Source organism: Bacillus sp. DX3.1 (assembly GCF_030292155.1).
In the GTDB taxonomy this organism is placed as follows: Bacteria; Bacillota; Bacilli; order Bacillales; family Bacillaceae_G; genus Bacillus_A.
On the sequence record NZ_CP128153.1, the window covers coordinates 2850521 to 2872330 of the forward strand.

Below are 21810 nucleotides of genomic sequence, written 5' to 3' on the forward strand. Positions count from 1 at the left end.
ATATATCCCTAACAGAATTGTATTTTATGCTACCAGTCCAAACAATTGATGGATGAATTCTTTCTGATTTTGAACAGATTGGTTCCGTAAATCACTCTGTTCTTTTTTGATCATATGCATGGCTTCTACTCCAGAAAGAATGGATGTAGCTGTGTCAAAAACAGAACCTACCGGTTCATCAGCTATATTACTGGCTCAAGAAATTATCACCTCAAACGGAAGACCCGAATGAAAGTAAACGTCCAAAATGGATATCTATGAATGTCCCTCCCATAGAAGAAAAAATACATACCACCATCCGTATTCATTTTAATGAAGCTACGATTGAAATAGATGCACCTTTTACTCTACAAGTGCTTCTACAAGTGATGCAGACGGTAAAGCAGCTATGATACCAGAAACAGCTATTGAAAGGGTATGGATCGCACAAGGAGCTACAGACTTACGTAAATCCATTGATGGACTGGCAGCCATTGTGAAGGAAGAGTTTGACTTAGATCCCTTTTCTTCTTGTTTATTTGTCTTTTGCAATCGCTCACGCGATAAACTAAAGATTCTCGTGTGGGAACATAATGGATTTTGGTTGCACTATCGCAGATTGGAAAAAGGAAAGTTTGACTGGCCAACTCAACATCCAAATGTCCCACTCACCATATCAAGAAGGCAACTGAGGTGGCTTCTTGATGGATTTACTTTTCATCAAAAACAAGGGCATCAAGCCGTATATGCGAGAACAATCCTGTGAAAAATTCGTATGTTTAGAAGGAATTTGATTCATTTTGTCGAATGGGAATCTACTTATCACGTCAAACGATGGGGAATTGGTTATTATACGGGGCTGAACAATGGTTAGTGATGTTGTATAAAAGGATGCATGAGCATCTACTCGCTCGAACCATCCTGCATGCGGATGAAACAACCTTCCAAGTCTTACGTGAACCTGGTCGTGCCGCAACTACCAGGTCCTATCTGTGGTTATATCGTACAGGACGAGAGGATACGCCTATCGTTCTCTATGATTATCAGCCAACAAGGGCAGGCGAACATCCAAAACGTTTTTTAACAGGATATCAAGGATATCTACAAGTGGATGGGTATAGTGGGTACAATAAAGTACCGAATGTCATCCTTGTCGGATGTTGGGCGCATGTCAGACGTAAATTTGATGAATCCTTAAAGGCTTTACCCGATTCACAGAAGGGTAAAAAGGTGAAGGCGGCCGAAGGTCTGCACTTCTGTAATCAACTATACTCCATTGAGAGAACACTAAAACATGTCGACCCTACAGAACGATATGAACAGCGACTTGAAAAAAGCAGACCCATTCTGGACCTTTTTTCGGCATGGCTTCATGAACAAAAAGACCGAGTCCTACCCAAAAGTGCTCTAGGAAAGGCGATTACTTACTATGTGCCCGATTGCGAATTAACTCGACTACAAATTATAAGTCATTAATCGTTTTTTTATTTCTCATCTATCATTCACTCAATACATTTATCCTGCAATATCAGCCGAAGTGAGAACCCCATCAATATTTCCGTCTACAATGATACAATGCCCCCAAAACATATCTCCATCAAAAAAGAACATCTCAAAATCACCTTCTGGATAAACACTTATGCTGTCTAATTTCATGAAATCAATGAACATTTCTTTTGTAATCTCATCTATCTCTGCCTCATCATTATCCTGTAGCCATTCATTTGCTAACTCTACTAGTTCTCCTGAAGCGTACATTTTAATTTTCCTGTTCCATTCACCCTGCTCCTTGAAAAGTGCATATGCTGTTTCCAACGCAGACTTCATAATATGCTGGTCTTCATTCCAATCAAAATACAAACTACATTCTTCACCACCCCAAGAAATTCTCTTTTCAAAAAGTTTAACTCTTTTATCAAGCGAAAACTCGCCCAACATCTCATCATTATAATAAACCGGCTTCATCGAATCTTGCAATATTATTTCAAACTCATCATCTCTATATGTTGTTTCCAGAACCTTAACAAGCATCATCGAATTTTCTGCCCTACGGACCTGTAATCTTACAACTGTATTCTCTTTTAAAATTTCTCTTGATTGTTCCAATTCTGCATCATCAACCAACCATTCAAGTCGTAGCTCTTCTTTTATAACAGTTTCATTGTTATATAAGTTTTTCCACGCAATCAAATTAATTGACGCATTCCACATAATGTTGTCACCTGCTTTTCCCGCACCAATTCCTGATGCCCCTGTGACAGCTGCTACCTCAATAACATTTTCTGTGAATCTATTCTCAAATCTAATTTTTTCACTCGATTTACTCAATTTAACACACATTCCCTTCATCACGCTCAAGCACAAATCGTATTGAAAGTACTTTGCGAGTTTTCTTGTTTTATTTTAATTGTACACTTAGACACGTATTCGATATATTGTAACTGATCCCTTGTACGTTAAGGAAGCATTTATTTATTTATTTTACTGCCTTTTTATTTGTGAGGTTAATCGGCATGGGGTAAGGCCATTGAATTCATATCCTTCTGAAAACTTTTCAAATATTTTTTTAATATCTTTATCTTTATTTAATGATAGACTAACAAATTCATAGTAATTCATCACATATTCATCTGAATTAACTTTTGAAAAGTTAGTCAAAAACTCATTAACTTCCTTCATAAATCTTCTCCTACTTTTGCTTTTTTAACACTTTTATACGACTTAGGAAATTTATAAAGTGAAATTTTAATCAGTGATGGTTTTCTTCATCCCCACTGATTATCAGATCTCGCCAATCGGGCTTTTACGAACCGTTGATCCGCCATCTAACTTCTTCACTTTCATCGAATTTTGAAGTAGAGGTCTTACTACCCACAAATAGCCGGATAAAAATAACGATTGTTTCATTTCATGCTTCTCTTTTTTCGCAAAAGCAAACTATTTGGTAAGTACTCTATAACAAAAAATCATATTGTATTCATTTTTTTGATTAGAGACCTTATAGCTTCTGAAGTAAAACGTATCTCTCCATTTTTATTTACAATTACTTTTTCTTGCATACGTTGTTCTAACCAATCATCTATAAACGCAGGTGCATATCCGCCACAACTGAAGATATACTCTCCCTGTTCGCCCGCACACGCTATAATTTGAGAATAGTCTTCAAAATAGTTGCTTAGAAACTTTTTTAAACTGGCGACTATATAACCAAAATTGCAAATCGTATAGCAACATTGACTTTTCATCAGCATGAAGGGAAAATGTCCTTTTTCTTCAATTATTTTAGTAGAAATCTCTCTAATTTTACTTTCAATTTCCGATACCTCGTCTATATCCTTAGAGATTTTCAATACAATCAGTGAAAACTTGGCATTCTTCACCATATCTAAATATTCTCCTTGATTTGTTCACTATTATCATAGACTTCCTCATTTACAAGCCCTCTAATAAAGCTTTCAAAACCTTTTGCTAACCATGTAATTTTATAGTCAGATTCTTGATCTATATGTACAACACAAGGTTCTCCTTTTGGGCCGGGCTTGAAGTCGAATCGGCATATAAACCATTTTTAGAAATTCAAAACAGCTACCATTTGTCTCTTGAACAAACGTATATAAAATTCTGATGGTCGTAAATTATCTCCATCATATTCAATTTTAACATTTACTTTAACTTGTTTCCCTACTTTTAAGCCCATTGTTACATTTCAAAAAGCACACAATCCATTTGCCACAGGTAGCTACATCCACGAATCCTGGCACACCACGTAGCCACCGTTCTTTTGTATCGAATTTTCTTTGTGTCATTCAATCTTTTCCCGTTGCTACAAGGGCATTGCATGTAACTCCTCACCGCAACACAAGCCACTTTCTTTGCGTAAAAAAAGAGCTGATGCTTCTTTCTTGAAACATTAGCCCTTATCACTGTTATAATGCACATTATATTACAATTATACATTCATTCTTATTTACACTTTTGTTGCATTTATTATAGATAATTCATATTTATATACAATTTACAGTTCAAATTTTTGTAGTAATAGTATATTCATGTTATCTTATTTCACTAATAATTTTTGTAATGCCATTACCTATTATTTTCCCAATTTCGTTAGCATACGATGAATCGGGTAACTTTTGCTCATCAATCTTTTTTCTAAATCTCCCCATCGCTATCAAGCTAAAGAAATTAATTACCTCCAAAACAAAAAAATACGCTATTCTTTCTGTAGAATCATAGAAATGGAGAGCGCTTTTTATAGCTATTTCAGATCTGTATCAAATAGACAAATGAATGTAAAGACTATTTTTCCCTTCTGTTTCGAGCCATACAAAAAGACACCCAAGAGCTATCAAAGGCGCTACATCGCCTGTTCAACCTCTTACGGCGAAACATAGGGAAGAATCTATTTTATAGTGATGTATATCAATATACTCTTGGACAATCAGTTCTCGTTGGTTGATAGAAACAATGTTCTTTGTATTGTCCTGCTAATGCCTGATTCCACCAAACAGACGGACAATTTCCTACGGGATTGAAAAACCAAAGGGAATTGGTTGCTGGATGTCCCCTCCAATATTCTAGGCATTTTCTTGCCAGCTCTTTGTCGATTTCTCTTGCACGTTGATAAAAATATCCCTTTGTTACGGCTTCGAATGAATAACTTCCGCCTTGTTGTTGGTACACCATTTGTTGAATGTTTGCGATTCCTTTAAAGTCTAAACAATCACACATCACTCTGTTCACACCCACATTGCCAACATCTAGCATCCCTTGTTGCCCTTCTCCTTCTGCTTCTGCTCTCATTAGACGAGCTAACAAGTCTACATCACTTTCTGTGTACGCAATTCTCATTTCTATCCCTCCATTTTCTTTACAACTATATGAGGTCCCGCCACACATCCATCAACTTAAGGATTTATACTATTCTCAAAATTAAAAGCGCGTTACTATTCTCTTATGTTAATAAGAAAGGGTGACGTGCTTTTTATGAATATGAATCAAACACAAGAGTTGTCTTTATTTGCCGAAGAGTTATATCACTTTACTTACTGTTGACAGACACGCTATACATTCCTCTTGCATAAGCATAAAGATTGATTCTCCAAAACACTCTTTTTGGGGTAACATATATTGGTAATGACTAAAGGGAAAATAAGAATGAAAAATATAACAATCACCCCTATGTAAATATTGGCCAAGATATATACACTTCTACAAAACTGTGACAGATTATAGATCAAGCTTTTCGAATTCCTATATTTTATGTTAATTTTTTTTAGATATTCTAATGTAAACTTTCATATATTTGTTTACATTCACATCCCCTAAAACATTGACTTTATCTCAATTCCCTTGATATCCTCAAAATTAGCAAGAAAAGTATACATTCAAAACACTATAAATAAAGAGGTCTAGAAACCCATGAACAAAAAAAGCTAGGTTCATGCTAGGCTTTTTATATAAGTGGGATTATCGAAAGTTACTTTACTAAAACACCCGTTAGCCAACCATGAAGCCATTCTTCACCACAGAAAATGAAAGAAAATATCGTTCTTACATGGTAGTAAAAATGAGTACCAATATTCTCCTTTAACATAGCCTAAATAAAAAAGAGAAGAAAACAACGTTCCCTCTCCATAGCTTTATTTATTAGTGTCAGTAATTTAATTTATTCTAATAAAATGTAGTTTACTACTCCTTAATATAAAAATACTTTGTTTTTTACAAATAATACTCAAACATTTTTGCAACCTTTTCTTTCATTTTTTCTTTTATAGATAATTGATTGACGTCAGAGGATGTTACTCGCTTTGAATTTTGTAAGTCTGCATTAATGACTGGCTTTATTTTCGAAATATAGACAGGGTCATGGATATAACAGTTCATTTCTTCATTTAAATGAAACGAGCGCGAATCAAAATTCACGGTCCCAACCATCAATACTTTTTCATCAATCAAAAATACTTTACCGTGTAACACTCCCTTTTTATAACCATATACTTCTATTCCCTGCTTTAATGCTTTTCGGATATATGGATACGCTGCTTCTTTAACTAACAGTGCATCCGAATGAGGTGAGAACAGAATTTTGACACGAACTCCCCTCTTTCTTGCATCTACTAATGCGTTCCAAATAGTTCTGTCTTTTGGTATAAAATAAGGTGTTAATATAATGATGGACTCTTTTGCTTGTTGAAACAGCATTGCATAATCTTGCCCAAGTTTTTCTCCGCTATAATATGCAGTAAATCGATGCGAGGTTGCTCCCTTTTCCTTTATCGCACTGTGTATCGGAATCGGTTTCTCTGAGTTTTTCTTCCAGTCTAACACAAATTGGTGTTCTAGATCTTGAACTCCTTCTCCTCGTATTTGAAGGTGATAATCTCTCCAGTAACCAAGTTTTGCTTTTTCTCCTAAATACTTCTTGCCAATGTTAAATCCGCCAATGTACCCAATCTTTCCATCAATAACTGAAATACGACGATGATTCCGATGATCCAAAGAAGAAGAAAGATAAGGGAAAGCAGGCTTATTGTAATACGTAAAATGCACTCCTTTTTTAACTAATAATTCTCTTTCCTTTTTCTTTAGTAAAATTCCACCTAGCCTGTCCACTGCATAGTATACTTCTACACCTTCCTGACTTTTTTGCCTCAATAACTCTAGAAACTGATGACTTACTTTATCATCAGCAATAGAGAAAAAGTTAATATGCACGTAATGTTTTGCTTTCTTTATATCTGAGAATAATTGATTGTTTAACTGTTTCCCGTCTGTATACATAGTAATATCACTTTGACGAATAGGATATTGGCTAGGCTGCTGGTCAAATCTCCCACTTTTTTCAGCTGCTGTTCTGTCAATTTCATCCCAAACAAACAAAACAAAACATACGCCGATAAATACAAAGAGAATTACCAGGAAAATTTTACCTATTTTTTTCAACATATTTAATCTCCTTTATATATTATCGTTTTCTTTCTGTTAGTTTTTGTTATCGGGACAAAACTATTCCATATCCATCCATGAAGCTAATCTTTACCATAGAATATGTAAATAATTAACACTTCTAGCGCAGCAGACCCCAATCCCCTTCTTTGAAAGCTTTTATCGATAAAAAAATGAAAAAGCCAAAAGTCTTCTTTACTATCAGCTGTATAGTGCAAATTGAAGAAACCCACCATTTTATGCTGATTGTAGACTCCATAAGGTTCAACTACCCTATCGTCTGGCCTGATATATGCCTTAGCAAGAGCAATAGCAACAGGAGGTGTAACTGCAGCAACAAAATCTTGCTGCTCAATATTTACAGAAAGTCCAAGAGCCTCTCGCCAGTTTTCAGAAGTTATTTTTTCAAACTTACTTGAGACATGAGTGATAACCTCCAATTTTTACATTTGATTTTTTATGATTGAGTAGCATTTAAATCTTATAAAAATGATGTAGGTTTACATAGATCTCGTTAGTGGAAGTTAATTTCTATACTAAATCATATTCCATTATCAGCCAAGGAAACCACCATGATGCATCCGTTTCTTCTACAATCGTATTAGCATATTCTGATAATTTCATCGCTGTATCCAATGTACTAATAAAACTCTTTCTGATTTTGGACAGATTAGTTTTGTAAATTAATCTGTCCCTTTTTAATCATATGCATGACTTCAACACCACTCAATATAGAAGTTGCTGTTTTATACGACTTAAATCCCAACATAGAACGCACGCGTTATTTTATCGGGGTGAGTGTTGTGTAACTGCACCGCTCCTCCAATAAAAACTTTCTCAACATACAACCTATAGACTTCGCTTATAACTCTTGTTAACATATAATAACGCTGCGAACGCCCCTTGTTAAATCATTGAATTAAAGATTTGTTCCTCCACTATTCTCATCTCCCCTCAAAATAAAAAGAGAGATATTTGTCCCTCTTTTTATTTTCTGGTTATATCACATCGTTCCTTTCATCACTAAACCTAAAATGGCCATTACAACTGCACCAATAATAATTCGCAAAATCCAGGTTGTGTTCATACTAATTTTCTCTAATTGCTTATTAATTGTAGTAATATCTTTTTCATTTATAATAGTGCGCGTTTCCAAACTTCGTATATCACGTATCACCTCTTTTTGCTCTAATTTTAAGTTATCTATTTTTTGTTTTAATCCTTTCAGCTCCTCCATTCTTTCACTCCCTTATTTTAAATAAAAAACATCTATATATATTATTCTAGGGGTGGACAAAGTGTTCTTCTACATGCATAAAAAGAGCCTGATTAGAAGCTCTTTACTTATAATCTGATTTAAAGATTGTGATACCTTCTCGTGCTATTATTTGAAGCTTCTTCATCATTCTTTTTACTATCTGCTTGAATGGCTTGTTGTTCTGCCATTACCTTGTAGTAATCTTCTAGTACTTTTCCTCCGTCCTGATTATTGATAAAGAAGGCTTTGAATCCTGGTAAGTCCTCGCTTCATTCTTGGGCTGTTGAACAAGCACTCTTACTTCGCAAACAAAAATGACCCATTTCCTATAGAAAGAGGTCATTTTCACGTTGTTGAAAAAAGATTATGTTAAGAAAATGCCGAATTTTTTTGGCATTTTCTTGATTTCTATTTGTTTTATAGAATGGTTTCTTCTATAATTTGATGTGTTAGGTGTAAACCAACTTGCTTAAGCGAGCGTAGTTTGGTCCACTTTTTTAAGTTTTGTATGATGGCGGTCATCAAAACTTGTACTTTAACCTTTTGAACTCCACGGTATCGTGCATAGCGCAAACCGTGGAGTTCTTTACTATGTGCGAAACTCAGTTCAACCGTAGACGGACGAACGGAACGGAGAATTTTTCCTCTTATTGATAAGCGCTGTTCTCTTAACTGATCGTAAATTTCTTGATGGATAGAAATTCGCAACACACGATCTTGGTTTTCTTTTTTCGCAAATGGACAGGATTGACAACTTCCTTTAGGTGGTCTGAATTCATGATAACCTTGACGATTCGTTGTTTTATAATAAAACGGTACACCGCAAGGACAGGCGTAGAGATCCTCGTTTACTTGTTTAAATTGATAACGACGGCACTTTGGATGATCCTTCGTTGTAAATCGACGATAAGACATGTAGACGAAGAAGCCACGTTGAAACAACCTTCGCGCGAGGGAAGCGTTGTAGTAGCCTGAATCAAGGGCGATTTCTTTCGCATACTTCCCCAATAATTGATTTAACCGTTCAACTTGTCCGATCAATTTACGATGCCCAGGCACATTCGCGGCGGTGACATCTGTGGCGATGATAAAGTTATGAAGCGAATCCACGATACGGTGCTCAAAATAGGCAAAGCGTCCGCGTTGATCGTGTTTGACGGACAAGCGAGCGTCAGAATCTACAGGGCTAATGTTTGTCTGTTTTTCTTCTATTTTTGAGCCTTTCGCTTGTAAAGGTTTCTTCCCATGACGCACACGGTGATCGTTAATCATCACTAAATCCTCATCTTTTTCTTCTATTACTTTTTCTTCCGCCAAGATTTCGCGTACACGCTTATTCGCATTCGCTTTTAATTCTGTTTCATCCGCCACCCATGTTTCGTTTGCGATAAACCCTTCTTGTTGAATCACACGAAGGCAATGCTGAAAAAGCTCCTCCCAAAACGTCGCATTTCGTAGACGTTGCGAGAGAAACTTAGAGATTGTTGAGTGATCTGGAATCTTCTCATTCGAGGAAATCCCTAAAAACCAACGATACGTCGCATTCTGTTTTACTTGATTACATGTAAAACGAACCGAGCGAAAGCCTTCCAAATACTGAATTAATAAGATTTTCACTAACATAATCGGATCTTTCGTTGGTCGACCGATACGATGTGGATAGAACACTTCCAATCGCCTTGTCACAAAATCCCAATCCATCACTTGATCCATCTTTACTAAATGATGCGAAGCATCATACATCATTTCATAGTACTTTCGATTTTCTTCAATTTCTTTCATGGAATATGTAACGTACATAAAAAATCTCCTCGCTTCATTTCATTCACGAGGAGATTTTATCGAAATTTTCAGGTTTTGTCTATTGACTAGATTGTTTTTCAACAGTATGAAAATGACCCATTTCCTATAGAAAGAGGTCATTTTTTATTAACTCACTTTTTTCAAATTGAAAGCTGGCTTTTTTACCGCTCCCTTTTTCACAACATATAAACCGATAAATATAACAAGTCCACCGAGCAATTGCATCATATTGATTCTTTCCCCGATTGTTACCGCTGCGAAAATCACAGCAAACAATGGCACAAGATACATGTACACCATCACTTTTGTTGAACCAATTTTACTAATGCCAACGTACCACATTGCCAGTCCAAAGATTGTTGCAAATACGACGGAATAACCTAGTGAACCCCAGCTTAGTGTATCTGTCGGCCATGTTAATGAGCTCACATTGAATAAACAATATACAACGAGCGGCACGATTCCAATTAATGTAGACCAAGAGGTTACCCGCATCGCCGAATATTTTGTAATAAGTGGCTGTGCCAGAATGGGATACCAACCCCATGCAATTGCGGCAACCAATCCAATGATATTCCCAAGCCATGCATACTCATATGTAGATTGATTCGTATGTCCTGTTAACAATACGAGTGCTGCACCGCCAAAGGAAAGTAACGAGCCAATTTGAATTTTTATCGAAAAACGTTCTTGTTTGTGTAGTACCGCTAAAATCCCTGTAAAAATAGGTGACATAGCAATTAATAACGAAGCATTTGTTGCAGAAGTATATTTTACAGAAAGCATAAATAATGTTTGATAGAGTGTCGTTCCAACTATTCCAACGGCTAGTAGTCTTAGCCAGTCTTTTCTTTCAATTCGTAATGAACGCTCCATAAAAAAAGTAATAAGTAATAATACCGGAGATGCGATTAAAAAGCGTAAACTATTAAATTGAATGGATGACATATATGCCACTCCATATTTTCCGATCGTATAATTCGCGCCCCATACTAAAGCAACCGATATAAGGAGCCACTCCATTTGCCATTGTTTCATCCAAATCTCCCCTTCCACTATTTAGCATAATAAAATTGGCTGGATACAACACCGTCCAATTGGCTGTTTTTTCACCCAGCCAATTTGCTATAATGATAATAATAAAGAAATAAGGAGACGTCAGCGATGGAATGGCAGTTAGATACAGATAGTAAAATTCCGATCTATCAACAAGTGATCGATTATATCGAAAGACGTATTATGTTTGGGGAGCTTCCGCCGGGCAGTTTTCTCCCATCAGAACGAAAGTTAGCAGTGCAACTGAATGTAAACCGAAGTACCGTTACCACCGCTTATAATGAACTACGTGCAATGGGCATTGTGGAAAGTACAACAGGAAAAGGTACACGTGTTAGCACACATATGTGGGGGGTATCTCCAACCTTCACACCAAACTGGAGAGGTTTTGTAGAGGGTGGTACTTTTTTACCAAACTTACCACTCCTTCGTCATATTCGTGAACAAGTGCAGCAAAATGAAAATATAATAGATTTTGCTAATGGCGAACTAGGTTGTGATTTATTTCCGCATGAGCAATTACAAAACATTTTACATGAACAACCTTTAACACAATCACTTAGTTACGATCATCCACAAGGCTATCTCCCCCTGCGGCAAATAGTAGCAAAGTATATGAAAGAACATTTACAAATTGATGCGACAGAACAATCCATTATGATTACTTCCGGCGCTCAGCAAGCTCTTCATCTCATCGTTCAATGTTTATTAAATCCAGGTGATGCAGTAGCCTTCGAAAGCCCATCACATTGTTATTCGTTACCTCTTTTTCAATCAGCAGGTATTCGTATTTTCCCATTACCGGTTGATGAACATGGCATTCATCCAGACGATGTACATGAGCTATACCGAAAACACCGTATTAAAATGATTTTTTTAAATCCAAATTTCCAAAATCCAACGGGGACGATGCTTCATCCAGATAGAAGAAAAAAACTTTTATCCCTATGTGCGGACTTACGTATTCCAATAGTTGAAGATGATCCGTCCAGTTTATTAACATTAGAAAATAAACAGCCTTGTCCAACTTTAAAATCGATTGATGAAAACGGAACGGTCATTTACGTACACTCTTTATCAAAAATGATTGCACCAGGATTACGAATTGGTTGGCTTGTCGCCCCGCAATCTGTCGTAGAACGATTATCAGATGCAAGGCACCAAATGGAACTAGGATTAAGTATATTTCCACAATGGCTCATGCAGCAATTTTTTAAAACCGTTTCGTTTGATACGCATTTAGATCGATTACGTCAGCAATTAGTGCAAAAAAGAAATGTATTAGCAGACGCCTTGCACAATACTCTTCAGGAGGAGGTTTCATTTTCCATGCCGACTGGTGGGATTTATGTATGGGGGAAATTCAAACAACCTATCAATGAAAAACAACTCGTTACGCAAAGTCTAAAACAACAAATCGCTTTCATGCCTGGCAGTATTTTTGGTGCAAAAGACGGATATATTCGGTTATCATACGGTAAAGTGAATACAAATCAAATTGAAGAAGGTATCTTTCGTCTTCACGCTGCGATCAAACATTGTCAAACATAAAAACGCCAATGATTCCTTTCATCGGCGTTTTTACAATTCTATTTAAGCCCCCGATACTTCGCTGTTGTTAGCTCTTGTATATATGGCTCTATGTCAGGCATTTCTATTTCTCTAGCTAATCGAATTGCTAGCTCTATATCATAAGGAACACGGACAAGCTGCATAGAAAAACTAGCTGCTTCTTTTTGATTATATGCTCCTTCAAAAATTAAATACGAAGCTTGTGTAATTTCAAGGGGATTTCCTACACTACCTGCATTACATAATGTTTTCCCTCTGAAGTTCTGGACATAAGCTTGATGTATGTCGCCGTAACAAACAACATCAGGCTGCCTTTCACCTTCGATATTTTCCGTAAGACTACTATTCTCAAATAAACTTTCACGCTGCTCTATTGGAGCACCTGGCTGAACTCTCTCATATAAACTTCGCGGCGAAGCATGAAACATTCTAATTAATTTCCCGCTCATTATAAATTCAACAGAGAAAGGGAGCTCTTTTAAATAATTTTGTTGCTGGTGAGTTAATTGGTCTTGATGCCATTGTATCGTGAGTGATTCACTACGTTTCGTAATAAAATCATCCCAGTTTCCCATTACAACATGTTCACACTTTTCACGAATTAGCTCTACCGATTTACTAGAATGCGGCCCTTTTCCAACTAAATCTCCTAAACAAATAATTTGCTCTATCCCTCTTAATTGAATGTCTTCAAAAACTGCTTCCAAAGCCGGAATATTTCCATGAATATCTGAAATAACCGCAATTTTATCCAAAGTACTACACCCTCTTTTTCTATTTTTCACAATTAAATATGTATACGATATTCATCTATTGATTTATACCAGCCTGGTATGTATGATGTAAATCCATCATGGTCATCAAAAATTCGATTCAATCGCTCTTTCATCCTATCTAATAAATCTGGTGTCACTTTATGTGACCATACGATATCAGATGGAAAAGTCATCGCTGCATACAATGTATATAGTTTCCAAAAATGTAGTGATGGTTCTCCATCAAAGTAACCGTGTACTTGTCCAATTGCAAAAGGCGCACTGATTTTTGTTGTAAATAAAGCGACCTTATAAAAATCATGAATAGGATCTCCGAATCCAAATCGATCAAAATCTATAACCGCTTGAAATTCTTTATTATGAAACATCATATTCGCTGGATGAAAATCATCATGCAGAAACACAATTGGGCGGTCTTTTAATAAATATTTATGATCTTCCACAAATGTAAGAACAGGATCCAAATCAATGTAATCGACTTCGTATTCCATTAATTGAGTTAGATACCTTTCATACTTCGCCCATCGATACGTTTCCCACGATTCTTTTACATCATTTTTTTCTAATGTGTGAATACGTTTTAATACTTCTCCTGCTGCTTTTCCGGCTTTATATTGCTCTTCAATCGTCAGTTTCCCAAGCGCAACTTCACCATCTTCTCCATTAACCCATCCATATACTTGCACACATTTATTGAATTCCGCTAGATTTAGAAAATGGAATGGTATCGGAACTGGAATACCACTCCATTCAAAATGACGTATATATTCAAATTCTTCCTGCTTATGTTTATTCGTGGAAAAATCACATACTTTTATAAAATACACATCGCCATTTTCCAACTCAATTTTATACTTTTCATCGAATGAAAAACCTTTTGGAATAAAACTACTTTTTATAACATTAGGCCAATCCAATTGTTTTTGTAGTTCTTTTACAATCTCATCCATTTTCATCATTATACTAATATATATACATACTACCAAAAATTTGATAAGCGTTTTTCCGTTCATGCTCCCCTTTAAATTCAATCGCAAAAGGAAGTTCTCCACATTGTTTCAAACTCTCTTGCACTAGTCCCTCTCCTTTTGGTTCACAAAATTGCACCTTCATATTTTCAAGCGATATACTTTGACAAAGTGCATTCCATTCTTTATGAATTTCAACAGGATTCACTTGCACCTGTAAAATGTCTTTCCACTTCGCAGTTGTTTCACGAACATTGTTCACAGCGTAATATACCGTTTGAATTTCCTTTACTTGGTTATCATGTGGGGTAATTACACCCACTTGTTGTAAGTCTATTCTCCTACTTTCATCTGACTCCTCCCATTGTATAAAGAAAGGAAATCTTGGACCGTTTTCTTCCTGATTCACAAACAACATTTTCCACTCTATAAGATGTCCATCTTTTCTTATACGTTTCCCTTCAATTGGACCAGTTATGTGTAAACCCTTTTCTACAAATGTGGCCGCAAGTTCTTCAATTCGATCTGTACGAACTGCAATTTGTAACATCCCTTCTCCATCCATCAATTTATCTATAGCTTGAAGAACAAGTGGATTATCTGCTTGCTTCGCCTTATTTTCATTTTGAACAGCTAAAAACTCAATATAAGCTAAATCAAAATAACTTAAACTATTCCAAGTCCCCCAATTCGTATGCTCTCCACCTTCCAACACATGAAATCCGAGTGATTTCATTCGTTTTACCGCTTCTATGGGCGTTCCTTGAATCACATGAACAAGATGATCAAATACTAACATCCTATATCCCCCCTTCTCTACACTCTTCCATTATATAACTGTTCTTTTATTTCAATCAATTCAAAATAATTATAAAACCTAGTTGATTTATGAGATTAATATGCATTATAATGATAAGAAATTAATATATAGCTGATTGGAAAAACCAAAGGCTCTTTTCTCACACGAGAAAAGAGCCTTTTTCATTTACGATTACAGGAGGATTTTACATGCAAAAATTAATTGTCTTTGCTATTATTGGATTTTTCGCTCAATTGATTGATGGAGCACTTGGAATGGCGTACGGAGTAACGTCTTCCTCTTTATTATTAATGTTTGGAATTGCACCAGCTATCGCTTCAGCATCTGTTCACTTGGCTGAAGTTGTGACAACCGCAGCATCTGGTATATCCCATATTCGCTTTGGAAATGTCGACAAATATACCGTTTCTAGACTTACATTACCAGGGGCAATCGGTGCCTTTGTCGGTGCTTGTTTTTTAAGTAACTTGCCTGGAAATTTAATTAAACCCTATATCTCACTCTTTTTATTTACATTAGGTGTTTATATCTTATTAAGATTTATTATTCAAAAACAAGTACTTCAAACAAATACTAAACGTATACCTGGCAAACAACTGATTCCATTAGGACTATTCGCAGGCTTTGTTGATTCAACAGGTGGTGGTGGCTGGGGGCCGATTACGACACCCGTACTTCTTGCACGCGGCAACGAAGCACGTAAAGTCATCGGTTCCGTTGACACAAGTGAATTTCCTGTATCATTAGCAGCAACCATTGGATTTTTCATTTCACTTGGCTGGGAACAAATCAGCTGGGTTTGGGTATTTTCACTTATGCTCGGTGGCATTGTTGCAGCTCCAATTGCTGCATGGTTAGTACGAATTGTACCATCTCATTTACTTGGTGTACTTGTTGGTGGGCTTATTATTTTCACAAACATTCGCACATTACTAACATCGTTTAAAGTGGATCCAACCATTATTGCGCTCTCTTATATTGCCGTAGGTCTCGTCGTTGTGATTGCTCTTATCTTTTCTGTTCGAAGTCATTCTCAACTTACAAAACAAAATGTTGTATATCAGAATCAAAAACAAGTTTCGCCTTAAACTTACAAGATAAAAAACCGACATAAACCCCTTCTTTTTAGGTGGGAGAGAGCATCCGGCCATGCATAGAAGCGATCAGATCCTTTTTCTGCCCAGACATAGTGAAAACAAAGAGAGAAAACGAGTGCATGTCACCTTTTGTTATCCATAGCCGCAGCTATATGTCGAAAAATCAAAATGGATTTATTTAGAAACATATACGAAATTAAGGTAAGCAGACATATGGTTTGCTTACTTTTTATTTTCATTTACATATTTTTAATATTTCATAGAAATTATACTTCAAATTCACCAATTTCCTTCCCTACATTGTTAACATATCGTTCCTATAGAAGACATCATGTAAAATAATGTCGAATTTAATTTTCTGAATTTTCTCTTAATTCAGAAGGGTTTTTCATGTTTTTTTGCGAAATATTTGTATAACAGGGTTTTTCTTCGATTCTTTTTTAAAATTTTTTACATAATACTAGGTTCGGGTGGAGTTTTGAAAACGTTTCCTATACAATAACCGATCTTTTTTGATTTTTTCCTACAAAATACCTTGCAATATTTTCAGAAAGTCATTACAATTGCCATATATCAAAAATCATAGCAATAAACAAATCCTCATCAATCCGATGAGGTAGAGGTTGCGGCTTTTAATAGTAGAACGGCTGAGACACAGAGAATGTCAATGAACCCGTTTGAAAGGAAAAGCTGCCGAAGTTTGTACTTCTTCTCTGGAAGTATTGGGCTGGGGCTGTCTCCAAACAGGAACAGAACTGTCACGTTTACAAATTACCGTGTAAACGTGGGGTGCTATCTTAACGGAAGGGTATGATGGGGTGGTTATTTGTGAAACGTTCCGCCAAACTACTTTGGTGGTTTTTTGTATTTATCTCCCCCGCTCCTTCCTATCTTACAAGAAAAGGAGTGTTGAACATGAATAGCGCTACAAAACAATCTACCTCTACAAATCAATCCGCCAAAGGACAAGGTGAACTACGGCGTGGATTGAAATCTCGCCATCTTACAATGATTTCTCTCGGCGGTACAATTGGTACCGGACTATTTCTTGCCAGCGGTGGTGTCATTCACACTGCAGGACCTGGTGGTGCTCTCATAGCATACGCCGCAATTGGAATTATGGTTTACTTTTTAATGACAAGCTTAGCTGAATTAGCTGCTTACATGCCTGTTGCAGGCTCATTTAGCACATATGCAACAAAATTTGTCGATCCATCACTTGGATTTGCACTTGGATGGAACTATTGGTACAACTGGGCCATTACAATTGCCGCTGAACTTGCAGCTGTAACATTAATTATGAAGTTTTGGTTTCCAAATACTCCTTCTTTACTTTGGAGTGGCATTTGTTTAGTCATTATGTTTCTTTTAAATTATTTATCTGTAAAAGGCTTTGGAGAAGCAGAATACTGGTTTGCACTCATTAAAGTGGCAACTGTTATTATCTTTTTAATTGTTGGATTTATGATGATCTTTGGCATTATGGGCGGTGAACCTGTCGGTTTTGAAAACTTCACAATTGCTGATGCACCATTTAACGGTGGTTTCATGGCAATCGTAGGTGTATTTATGGCAGCTGGATTTTCATTCCAAGGAACTGAATTATTAGGTGTCGCAGCCGGTGAAACAGAAGATCCAGAACGTAGTATTCCAAAAGCAATTCGCTCGATCTTTTGGCGTATTCTTTTATTCTATATCTTCGCAATTCTTGTAATCGGTCTATTAATCCCATATACAAATGAAAGTCTTGCAGCAAGTGATGTAACGGTAAGTCCATTCACACTTGTATTTGAAAAAGCAGGTGTTGCATTTGCCGCATCGGTTATGAACGCTGTTATTTTAACTGCTGTTCTCTCTGCTGGTAACTCTGGCATGTATGCTTCCGCTCGTATGCTTTGGAATTTAGCTCGTGAAGGTAAAGCACCGAAATTTTTAGGAAAATTAAACAGCCGCGGTGTACCTGTTAACGCATTAATTGCGACGGCTTTAGTTGGTTGCGTTGCTTTCTTAGCTTCTTTATTCGGTGACGGTGTTGTATATATTTGGCTACTAAACGCTTCTGGAATGTCAGGCTTTATCGCATGGATCGGAATTGCAATCAGTCATTATCGTTTCCGAAAAGCATATATCGCACAAGGGAAAGATTTAAAAGATTTACCTTACAAAGCTAAATGGTTCCCATTTGGTCCTATCTTCGCCTTTGTACTTTGCTCCATTGTTATCCTAGGACAAAACTACGGAGCGTTTACAGGAGAATCCATTGATTGGAACGGTGTACTTGTTTCTTATATTGGTTTACCACTCTTCCTAGTCGTTTGGTTAGGTTACAAATTTAAAAATAAAACAAAAGTGATTCCGCTTGATAAATGTGAACTAAAAGAATAAAATCCTATCAATTTTTCATTATAAACTCATAAAGAATAAAGGTAAGGGACCCTATTAGCTATGTTTAATAGAGTCCCTTACCTTTTTATTTCTTGTATCTATTAGCTAACCATTTTGAGTTATGTATTCCCATTAGCTCGATAATGATGAAGTCTCCTCCATTTAAAGAAAAAGTCCAAAACTTAGACACGGAATTTCAAGAGTTTGAAGGAATTTATTCTTTCTACATAACAAAAGATATATTTTTGAATATGTAAAAAAACTAGTATGAAACTAGCTTCTTTTGTCATTCACTATGTACCAGGCTAAGTTTTTATGAAGCATTTACATCTAGAACAACTGCCATTTCTTTCCCAAACCGGTCCCCTTTGTCTACAAACCCTAAACTTGCGTACAAAGCATGTGCTCCCTGATTTTCTGGATGATAGCCCACAACAATTCTCTTGCAATTCGGTAATTTAGACATGTTTTCAATTATCAACTGCGTTGCAATTTTTCCTATTCCTTGCTTTTGGTAATCTTTATCAACCATTATTCTATAAATCCAGTAACCATCTAATTCTTCTTCAAGTGTATTAAACATTAAAAACCCAACTGCTTTTCCTCCCAAATGTATAGCAAAAGGCTTCAATGATGGCTCAAATTTAGACTGTGCAATTGATACTGCATTAGATCCTATGTGCTTGATCTATTCTTCAGAAACCTGTAAGTTACAACACTCATACCAGTTTTCTGCATTTAGTTCTACAAGTTCAATTTTGATGTTAGTCATGGACTTCCCCTTCTTTTCTGCTTTATTGGATATTACGCTCTCCATCTTTTTTCGTCTTTTTTCTTTCTTTTCCTGCATAGTTTCTCACTTCTAAACAAAAAATAACGTTGGAGGTATACAAAATGCAACAAAAAATTAAACAGGATCGCTTCAAATCAAGTCTTGGTTCTTCACAAGTCGAAAGTCAAGGAACTACTACACAAGAAGCAGGTTCCATTAAAGTACCTTCATCAAATAAGAAACAAAAACGCAGTTAATCATATTTTTTTAACGCAATTTATACAAATGGTCCATGTATTAGAATTATGTTTGATATATGGACCATTTGTATGAGTGTTATTAGAAAAAGAGCTCCTTTTATTTAAAAGGAGCTCTTTTCACGTTGTTGAAAAAGATTATGTTAAGAAAATGCCGAATTTTTTGGCATTTTCTTGATTTCTATTTGTTTTATAGAATGGTTTCTTCTATAATTTGATGTGTTAGGTGTAAACCAACTTGCTTAAGCGAGCGTAGTTTGGTCCACTTTTTTAAGTTTTGTATGATGGCGGTCATCAAAACTTGTACTTTAACCTTTTGAACTCCACGGTATCGTGCATAGCGCAAACCGTGGAGTTCTTTACTATGTGCGAAACTCAGTTCAACCGTAGACGGACGAACGGAACGGAGAATTTTTCCTCTTATTGATAAGCGCTGTTCTCTTAACTGATCGTAAATTTCTTGATGGATAGAAATTCGCAACACACGATCTTGGTTTTCTTTTTCGCAAATGGACAGGATTGACAACTTCCTTTAGGTGGTCTGAATTCACGATAACCTTGACGATTCGTTGTTTTATAATAAAACGGTACACCGCAAGGACAGGCGTAGAGATCCTCGTTTACTTGTTTAAATTGATAACGACGGCACTTTGGATGATCCTTCGTTGTAAATCGACGATAAGACATGTAGACGAAGAAGCCACGTTGAAACAACCTTCGCGCGAGGGAAGCGTTGTAGTAGCCTGAATCAAGGGCGATTTCTTTCGCATACTTCCCCAATAATTGATTTAACCGTTCAACTTGTCCGATCAATTTACGATGCCCAGGCACATTCGCGGCGGTGACATCTGTGGCGATGATAAAGTTATGAAGCGAATCCACGATACGGTGCTCAAAATAGGCAAAGCGTCCGCGTTGATCGTGTTTGACGGACAAGCGAGCGTCAGAATCTACAGGGCTAATGTTTGTCTGTTTTTCTTCTATTTTTGAGCCTTTCGCTTGTAAAGGTTTCTTCCCATGACGCACACGGTGATCGTTAATCATCACTAAATCCTCATCTTTTTCTTCTATTACTTTTTCTTCCGCCAAGATTTCGCGTACACGCTTATTCGCATTCGCTTTTAATTCTGTTTCATCCGCCACCCATGTTTCGTTTGCGATAAACCCTTCTTGTTGAATCACACGAAGGCAATGCTGAAAAAGCTCCTCCCAAAACGTCGCATTTCGTAGACGTTGCGAGAGAAACTTAGAGATTGTTGAGTGATCTGGAATCTTCTCATTCGAGGAAATCCCTAAAAACCAACGATACGTCGCATTCTGTTTTACTTGATTACATGTAAAACGAACCGAGCGAAAGCCTTCCAAATACTGAATTAATAAGATTTTCACTAACATAATCGGATCTTTCGTTGGTCGACCGATACGATGTGGATAGAACACTTCCAATCGCCTTGTCACAAAATCCCAATCCATCACTTGATCCATCTTTACTAAATGATGCGAAGCATCATACATCATTTCATAGTACTTTCGATTTTCTTCAATTTCTTTCATGGAATATGTAACGTACATAAAAAATCTCCTCGCTTCATTTCATTCACGAGGAGATTTTATCGAAATTTTCAGGTTTTGTCTATTGACTAGATTGTTTTTCAACAGTATGAAAAGAGCTCCTTTTATTTAAAAGGAGCTCTTTTTCTATATTTGTTCAGGGTATAACCAATTTGGTAATAGCACACATGATGAAGCATGTTAGGAACTTCAAGATAAATTATACTAGATTTCCATACATATTTTCATGCAATTTTGCATGAGGACATAAAGAAATATGGTATATACAATGGTTGACTGAGTAGAGATGTATAAAAAGATGTATAGAAGATAGAAAGAGCCCTGGAGATCAGGACTCTTCGTGTATTTTTGCTGATAGATTAGTATGTTTTAAAAATCTTTTTCCAGTTAATCTAAAAAGAATATAGTTCATACTCAAATATGTCATGCCAAACAGTATATTGAACTACCCCCACCTACCTCTACACGAGCTTGAGGTGGGGGATTCTACTGTTTCTGCCTAACAAAAACACTTCCTCTCGTTCAACAAAGAGGATACAACGAT

Annotated in this window: 19 protein-coding genes, 5 pseudogenes and 1 riboswitch; of the genes and pseudogenes, 7 read left to right on the plus strand and 17 right to left on the minus strand. The window is 36.4% G+C overall.

Features of this window, described 5'->3' with window-relative positions; genetic code table 11:
- Positions 1-24 precede the first annotated feature (24 nt).
- Positions 25-159 (minus strand): annotated as a pseudogene (locus tag QRE67_RS14010) (IS6 family transposase); the annotation flags it as partial.
- Between QRE67_RS14010 and tnpA the strand changes: the two are divergent.
- The 3 genes and pseudogenes from tnpA to tnpC all read left to right on the plus strand — a co-directional run.
- Positions 150-392 carry an IS66 family insertion sequence element accessory protein TnpA gene (gene tnpA, locus QRE67_RS28895; RefSeq protein ID WP_483298705.1) on the plus strand — a complete coding sequence of 81 codons (243 nt, stop codon included), beginning with the start codon at positions 150-152 and terminating at the stop codon, positions 390-392. The pseudogene QRE67_RS14010 and the gene tnpA sit on opposite strands and share 10 nt — an antisense overlap.
- Entirely contained in the window at positions 389-745 is a 357-nt protein-coding gene (gene tnpB / locus QRE67_RS14015) for an IS66 family insertion sequence element accessory protein TnpB (protein WP_286120773.1), read from the plus strand. The genes tnpA and tnpB overlap by 4 nt, the downstream gene beginning before the upstream one ends.
- A 38-nt stretch (positions 746-783) precedes the next feature.
- Positions 784-1407: pseudogene (gene tnpC / locus QRE67_RS14020) on the plus strand (IS66 family transposase); the annotation flags it as partial.
- Between the two features lie 87 nt (positions 1408-1494).
- Here the strand turns inward: tnpC and QRE67_RS14025 are convergent.
- The 10 genes and pseudogenes from QRE67_RS14025 to QRE67_RS14070 form a co-directional block, all read right to left on the minus strand.
- Positions 1495-2328: a DUF2262 domain-containing protein gene (locus tag QRE67_RS14025; RefSeq protein WP_286125287.1), complete on the minus strand. Its 834-nt coding sequence runs from the start codon at positions 2326-2328 to the stop codon at positions 1495-1497.
- A 132-nt stretch (positions 2329-2460) separates the two neighbouring features.
- On the minus strand, positions 2461-2658 hold the full coding sequence (locus QRE67_RS14030; protein WP_286120774.1) for a hypothetical protein: 198 nt from the start codon (positions 2656-2658) through the stop codon (positions 2461-2463).
- 287 nt (positions 2659-2945) lie between these two features.
- On the minus strand, positions 2946-3362 hold the full coding sequence (locus tag QRE67_RS14035; RefSeq protein ID WP_286120775.1) for a hypothetical protein: 417 nt from the start codon (positions 3360-3362) through the stop codon (positions 2946-2948).
- A gap of 1042 nt (positions 3363-4404) precedes the next feature.
- A complete protein-coding gene (locus QRE67_RS14040; protein WP_286120776.1) occupies positions 4405-4833 on the minus strand; it encodes a cell wall hydrolase in 429 nt (142 codons plus the stop codon).
- A gap of 870 nt (positions 4834-5703) precedes the next feature.
- Entirely contained in the window at positions 5704-6930 is a 1227-nt protein-coding gene (locus QRE67_RS14045; RefSeq protein WP_286120777.1) for a phospholipase D-like domain-containing protein, read from the minus strand.
- A gap of 83 nt (positions 6931-7013) precedes the next feature.
- Positions 7014-7370: a GNAT family N-acetyltransferase gene (locus tag QRE67_RS14050; protein ID WP_286120778.1), complete on the minus strand. Its 357-nt coding sequence runs from the start codon at positions 7368-7370 to the stop codon at positions 7014-7016.
- A 230-nt stretch (positions 7371-7600) separates the two neighbouring features.
- Positions 7601-7711 (minus strand): annotated as a pseudogene (locus QRE67_RS14055) (IS6 family transposase); the annotation flags it as partial.
- A 222-nt stretch (positions 7712-7933) separates the two neighbouring features.
- Complete coding sequence (locus QRE67_RS14060) at positions 7934-8167, minus strand: hypothetical protein (RefSeq protein ID WP_286120779.1); 234 nt, start codon at positions 8165-8167, stop codon at positions 7934-7936.
- Positions 8168-8605: 438 nt separating this feature from the next.
- A complete protein-coding gene (locus QRE67_RS14065; RefSeq protein WP_286120780.1) occupies positions 8606-9988 on the minus strand; it encodes an IS1182 family transposase in 1383 nt (460 codons plus the stop codon).
- A 129-nt stretch (positions 9989-10117) separates the two neighbouring features.
- A complete protein-coding gene (locus tag QRE67_RS14070; protein WP_286120782.1) occupies positions 10118-11029 on the minus strand; it encodes a DMT family transporter in 912 nt (303 codons plus the stop codon).
- A gap of 126 nt (positions 11030-11155) precedes the next feature.
- Between QRE67_RS14070 and pdxR the strand changes: the two genes are divergently transcribed.
- Entirely contained in the window at positions 11156-12598 is a 1443-nt protein-coding gene (gene pdxR, locus QRE67_RS14075; protein ID WP_286120783.1) for a MocR-like pyridoxine biosynthesis transcription factor PdxR, read from the plus strand.
- A gap of 38 nt (positions 12599-12636) precedes the next feature.
- Here pdxR and QRE67_RS14080 read toward each other — a convergent pair whose 3' ends face one another.
- From QRE67_RS14080 to QRE67_RS14090, 3 genes are read right to left on the minus strand one after another with little or no spacing between them, the layout of a single operon-like run.
- The gene (locus QRE67_RS14080; RefSeq protein ID WP_286120784.1) at positions 12637-13374 is read right to left on the minus strand and encodes a metallophosphoesterase family protein; all 738 of its coding nucleotides are present in this window, start codon (positions 13372-13374) and stop codon (positions 12637-12639) included.
- Between the two features lie 32 nt (positions 13375-13406).
- Positions 13407-14345: an aminoglycoside phosphotransferase family protein gene (locus QRE67_RS14085; protein WP_286125288.1), complete on the minus strand. Its 939-nt coding sequence runs from the start codon at positions 14343-14345 to the stop codon at positions 13407-13409.
- 13 nt (positions 14346-14358) lie between these two features.
- The gene (locus QRE67_RS14090; RefSeq protein WP_286120785.1) at positions 14359-15162 is read right to left on the minus strand and encodes a VOC family protein; all 804 of its coding nucleotides are present in this window, start codon (positions 15160-15162) and stop codon (positions 14359-14361) included.
- 100 nt (positions 15163-15262) lie between these two features.
- Here QRE67_RS14090 and QRE67_RS14095 point away from each other — a divergent pair.
- A pseudogene (locus QRE67_RS14095) lies at positions 15263-16271 on the plus strand (sulfite exporter TauE/SafE family protein).
- A 618-nt stretch (positions 16272-16889) separates the two neighbouring features.
- Positions 16890-17083, plus strand: a riboswitch (Lysine riboswitch).
- A gap of 112 nt (positions 17084-17195) precedes the next feature.
- The gene (locus QRE67_RS14100) at positions 17196-18665 is read left to right on the plus strand and encodes an amino acid permease (RefSeq protein WP_286120786.1); all 1470 of its coding nucleotides are present in this window, start codon (positions 17196-17198) and stop codon (positions 18663-18665) included.
- A 313-nt stretch (positions 18666-18978) separates the two neighbouring features.
- Here QRE67_RS14100 and QRE67_RS14105 read toward each other — a convergent pair.
- A pseudogene (locus QRE67_RS14105) lies at positions 18979-19437 on the minus strand (GNAT family N-acetyltransferase).
- A gap of 122 nt (positions 19438-19559) precedes the next feature.
- Here QRE67_RS14105 and QRE67_RS14110 point away from each other — a divergent pair.
- On the plus strand, positions 19560-19694 hold the full coding sequence (locus QRE67_RS14110; RefSeq protein ID WP_286120787.1) for a YuzL family protein: 135 nt from the start codon (positions 19560-19562) through the stop codon (positions 19692-19694).
- Between the two features lie 190 nt (positions 19695-19884).
- On the opposite strand, the gene QRE67_RS14115 is transcribed toward QRE67_RS14110, so the two are convergent.
- Complete coding sequence (locus tag QRE67_RS14115) at positions 19885-20175, minus strand: transposase (RefSeq protein ID WP_286120788.1); 291 nt, start codon at positions 20173-20175, stop codon at positions 19885-19887.
- Complete coding sequence (locus QRE67_RS14120) at positions 20136-21266, minus strand: transposase (protein WP_286120789.1); 1131 nt, start codon at positions 21264-21266, stop codon at positions 20136-20138. Before QRE67_RS14120 ends, QRE67_RS14115 begins: the two co-directional genes overlap by 40 nt.
- Positions 21267-21810 lie beyond the last annotated feature (544 nt).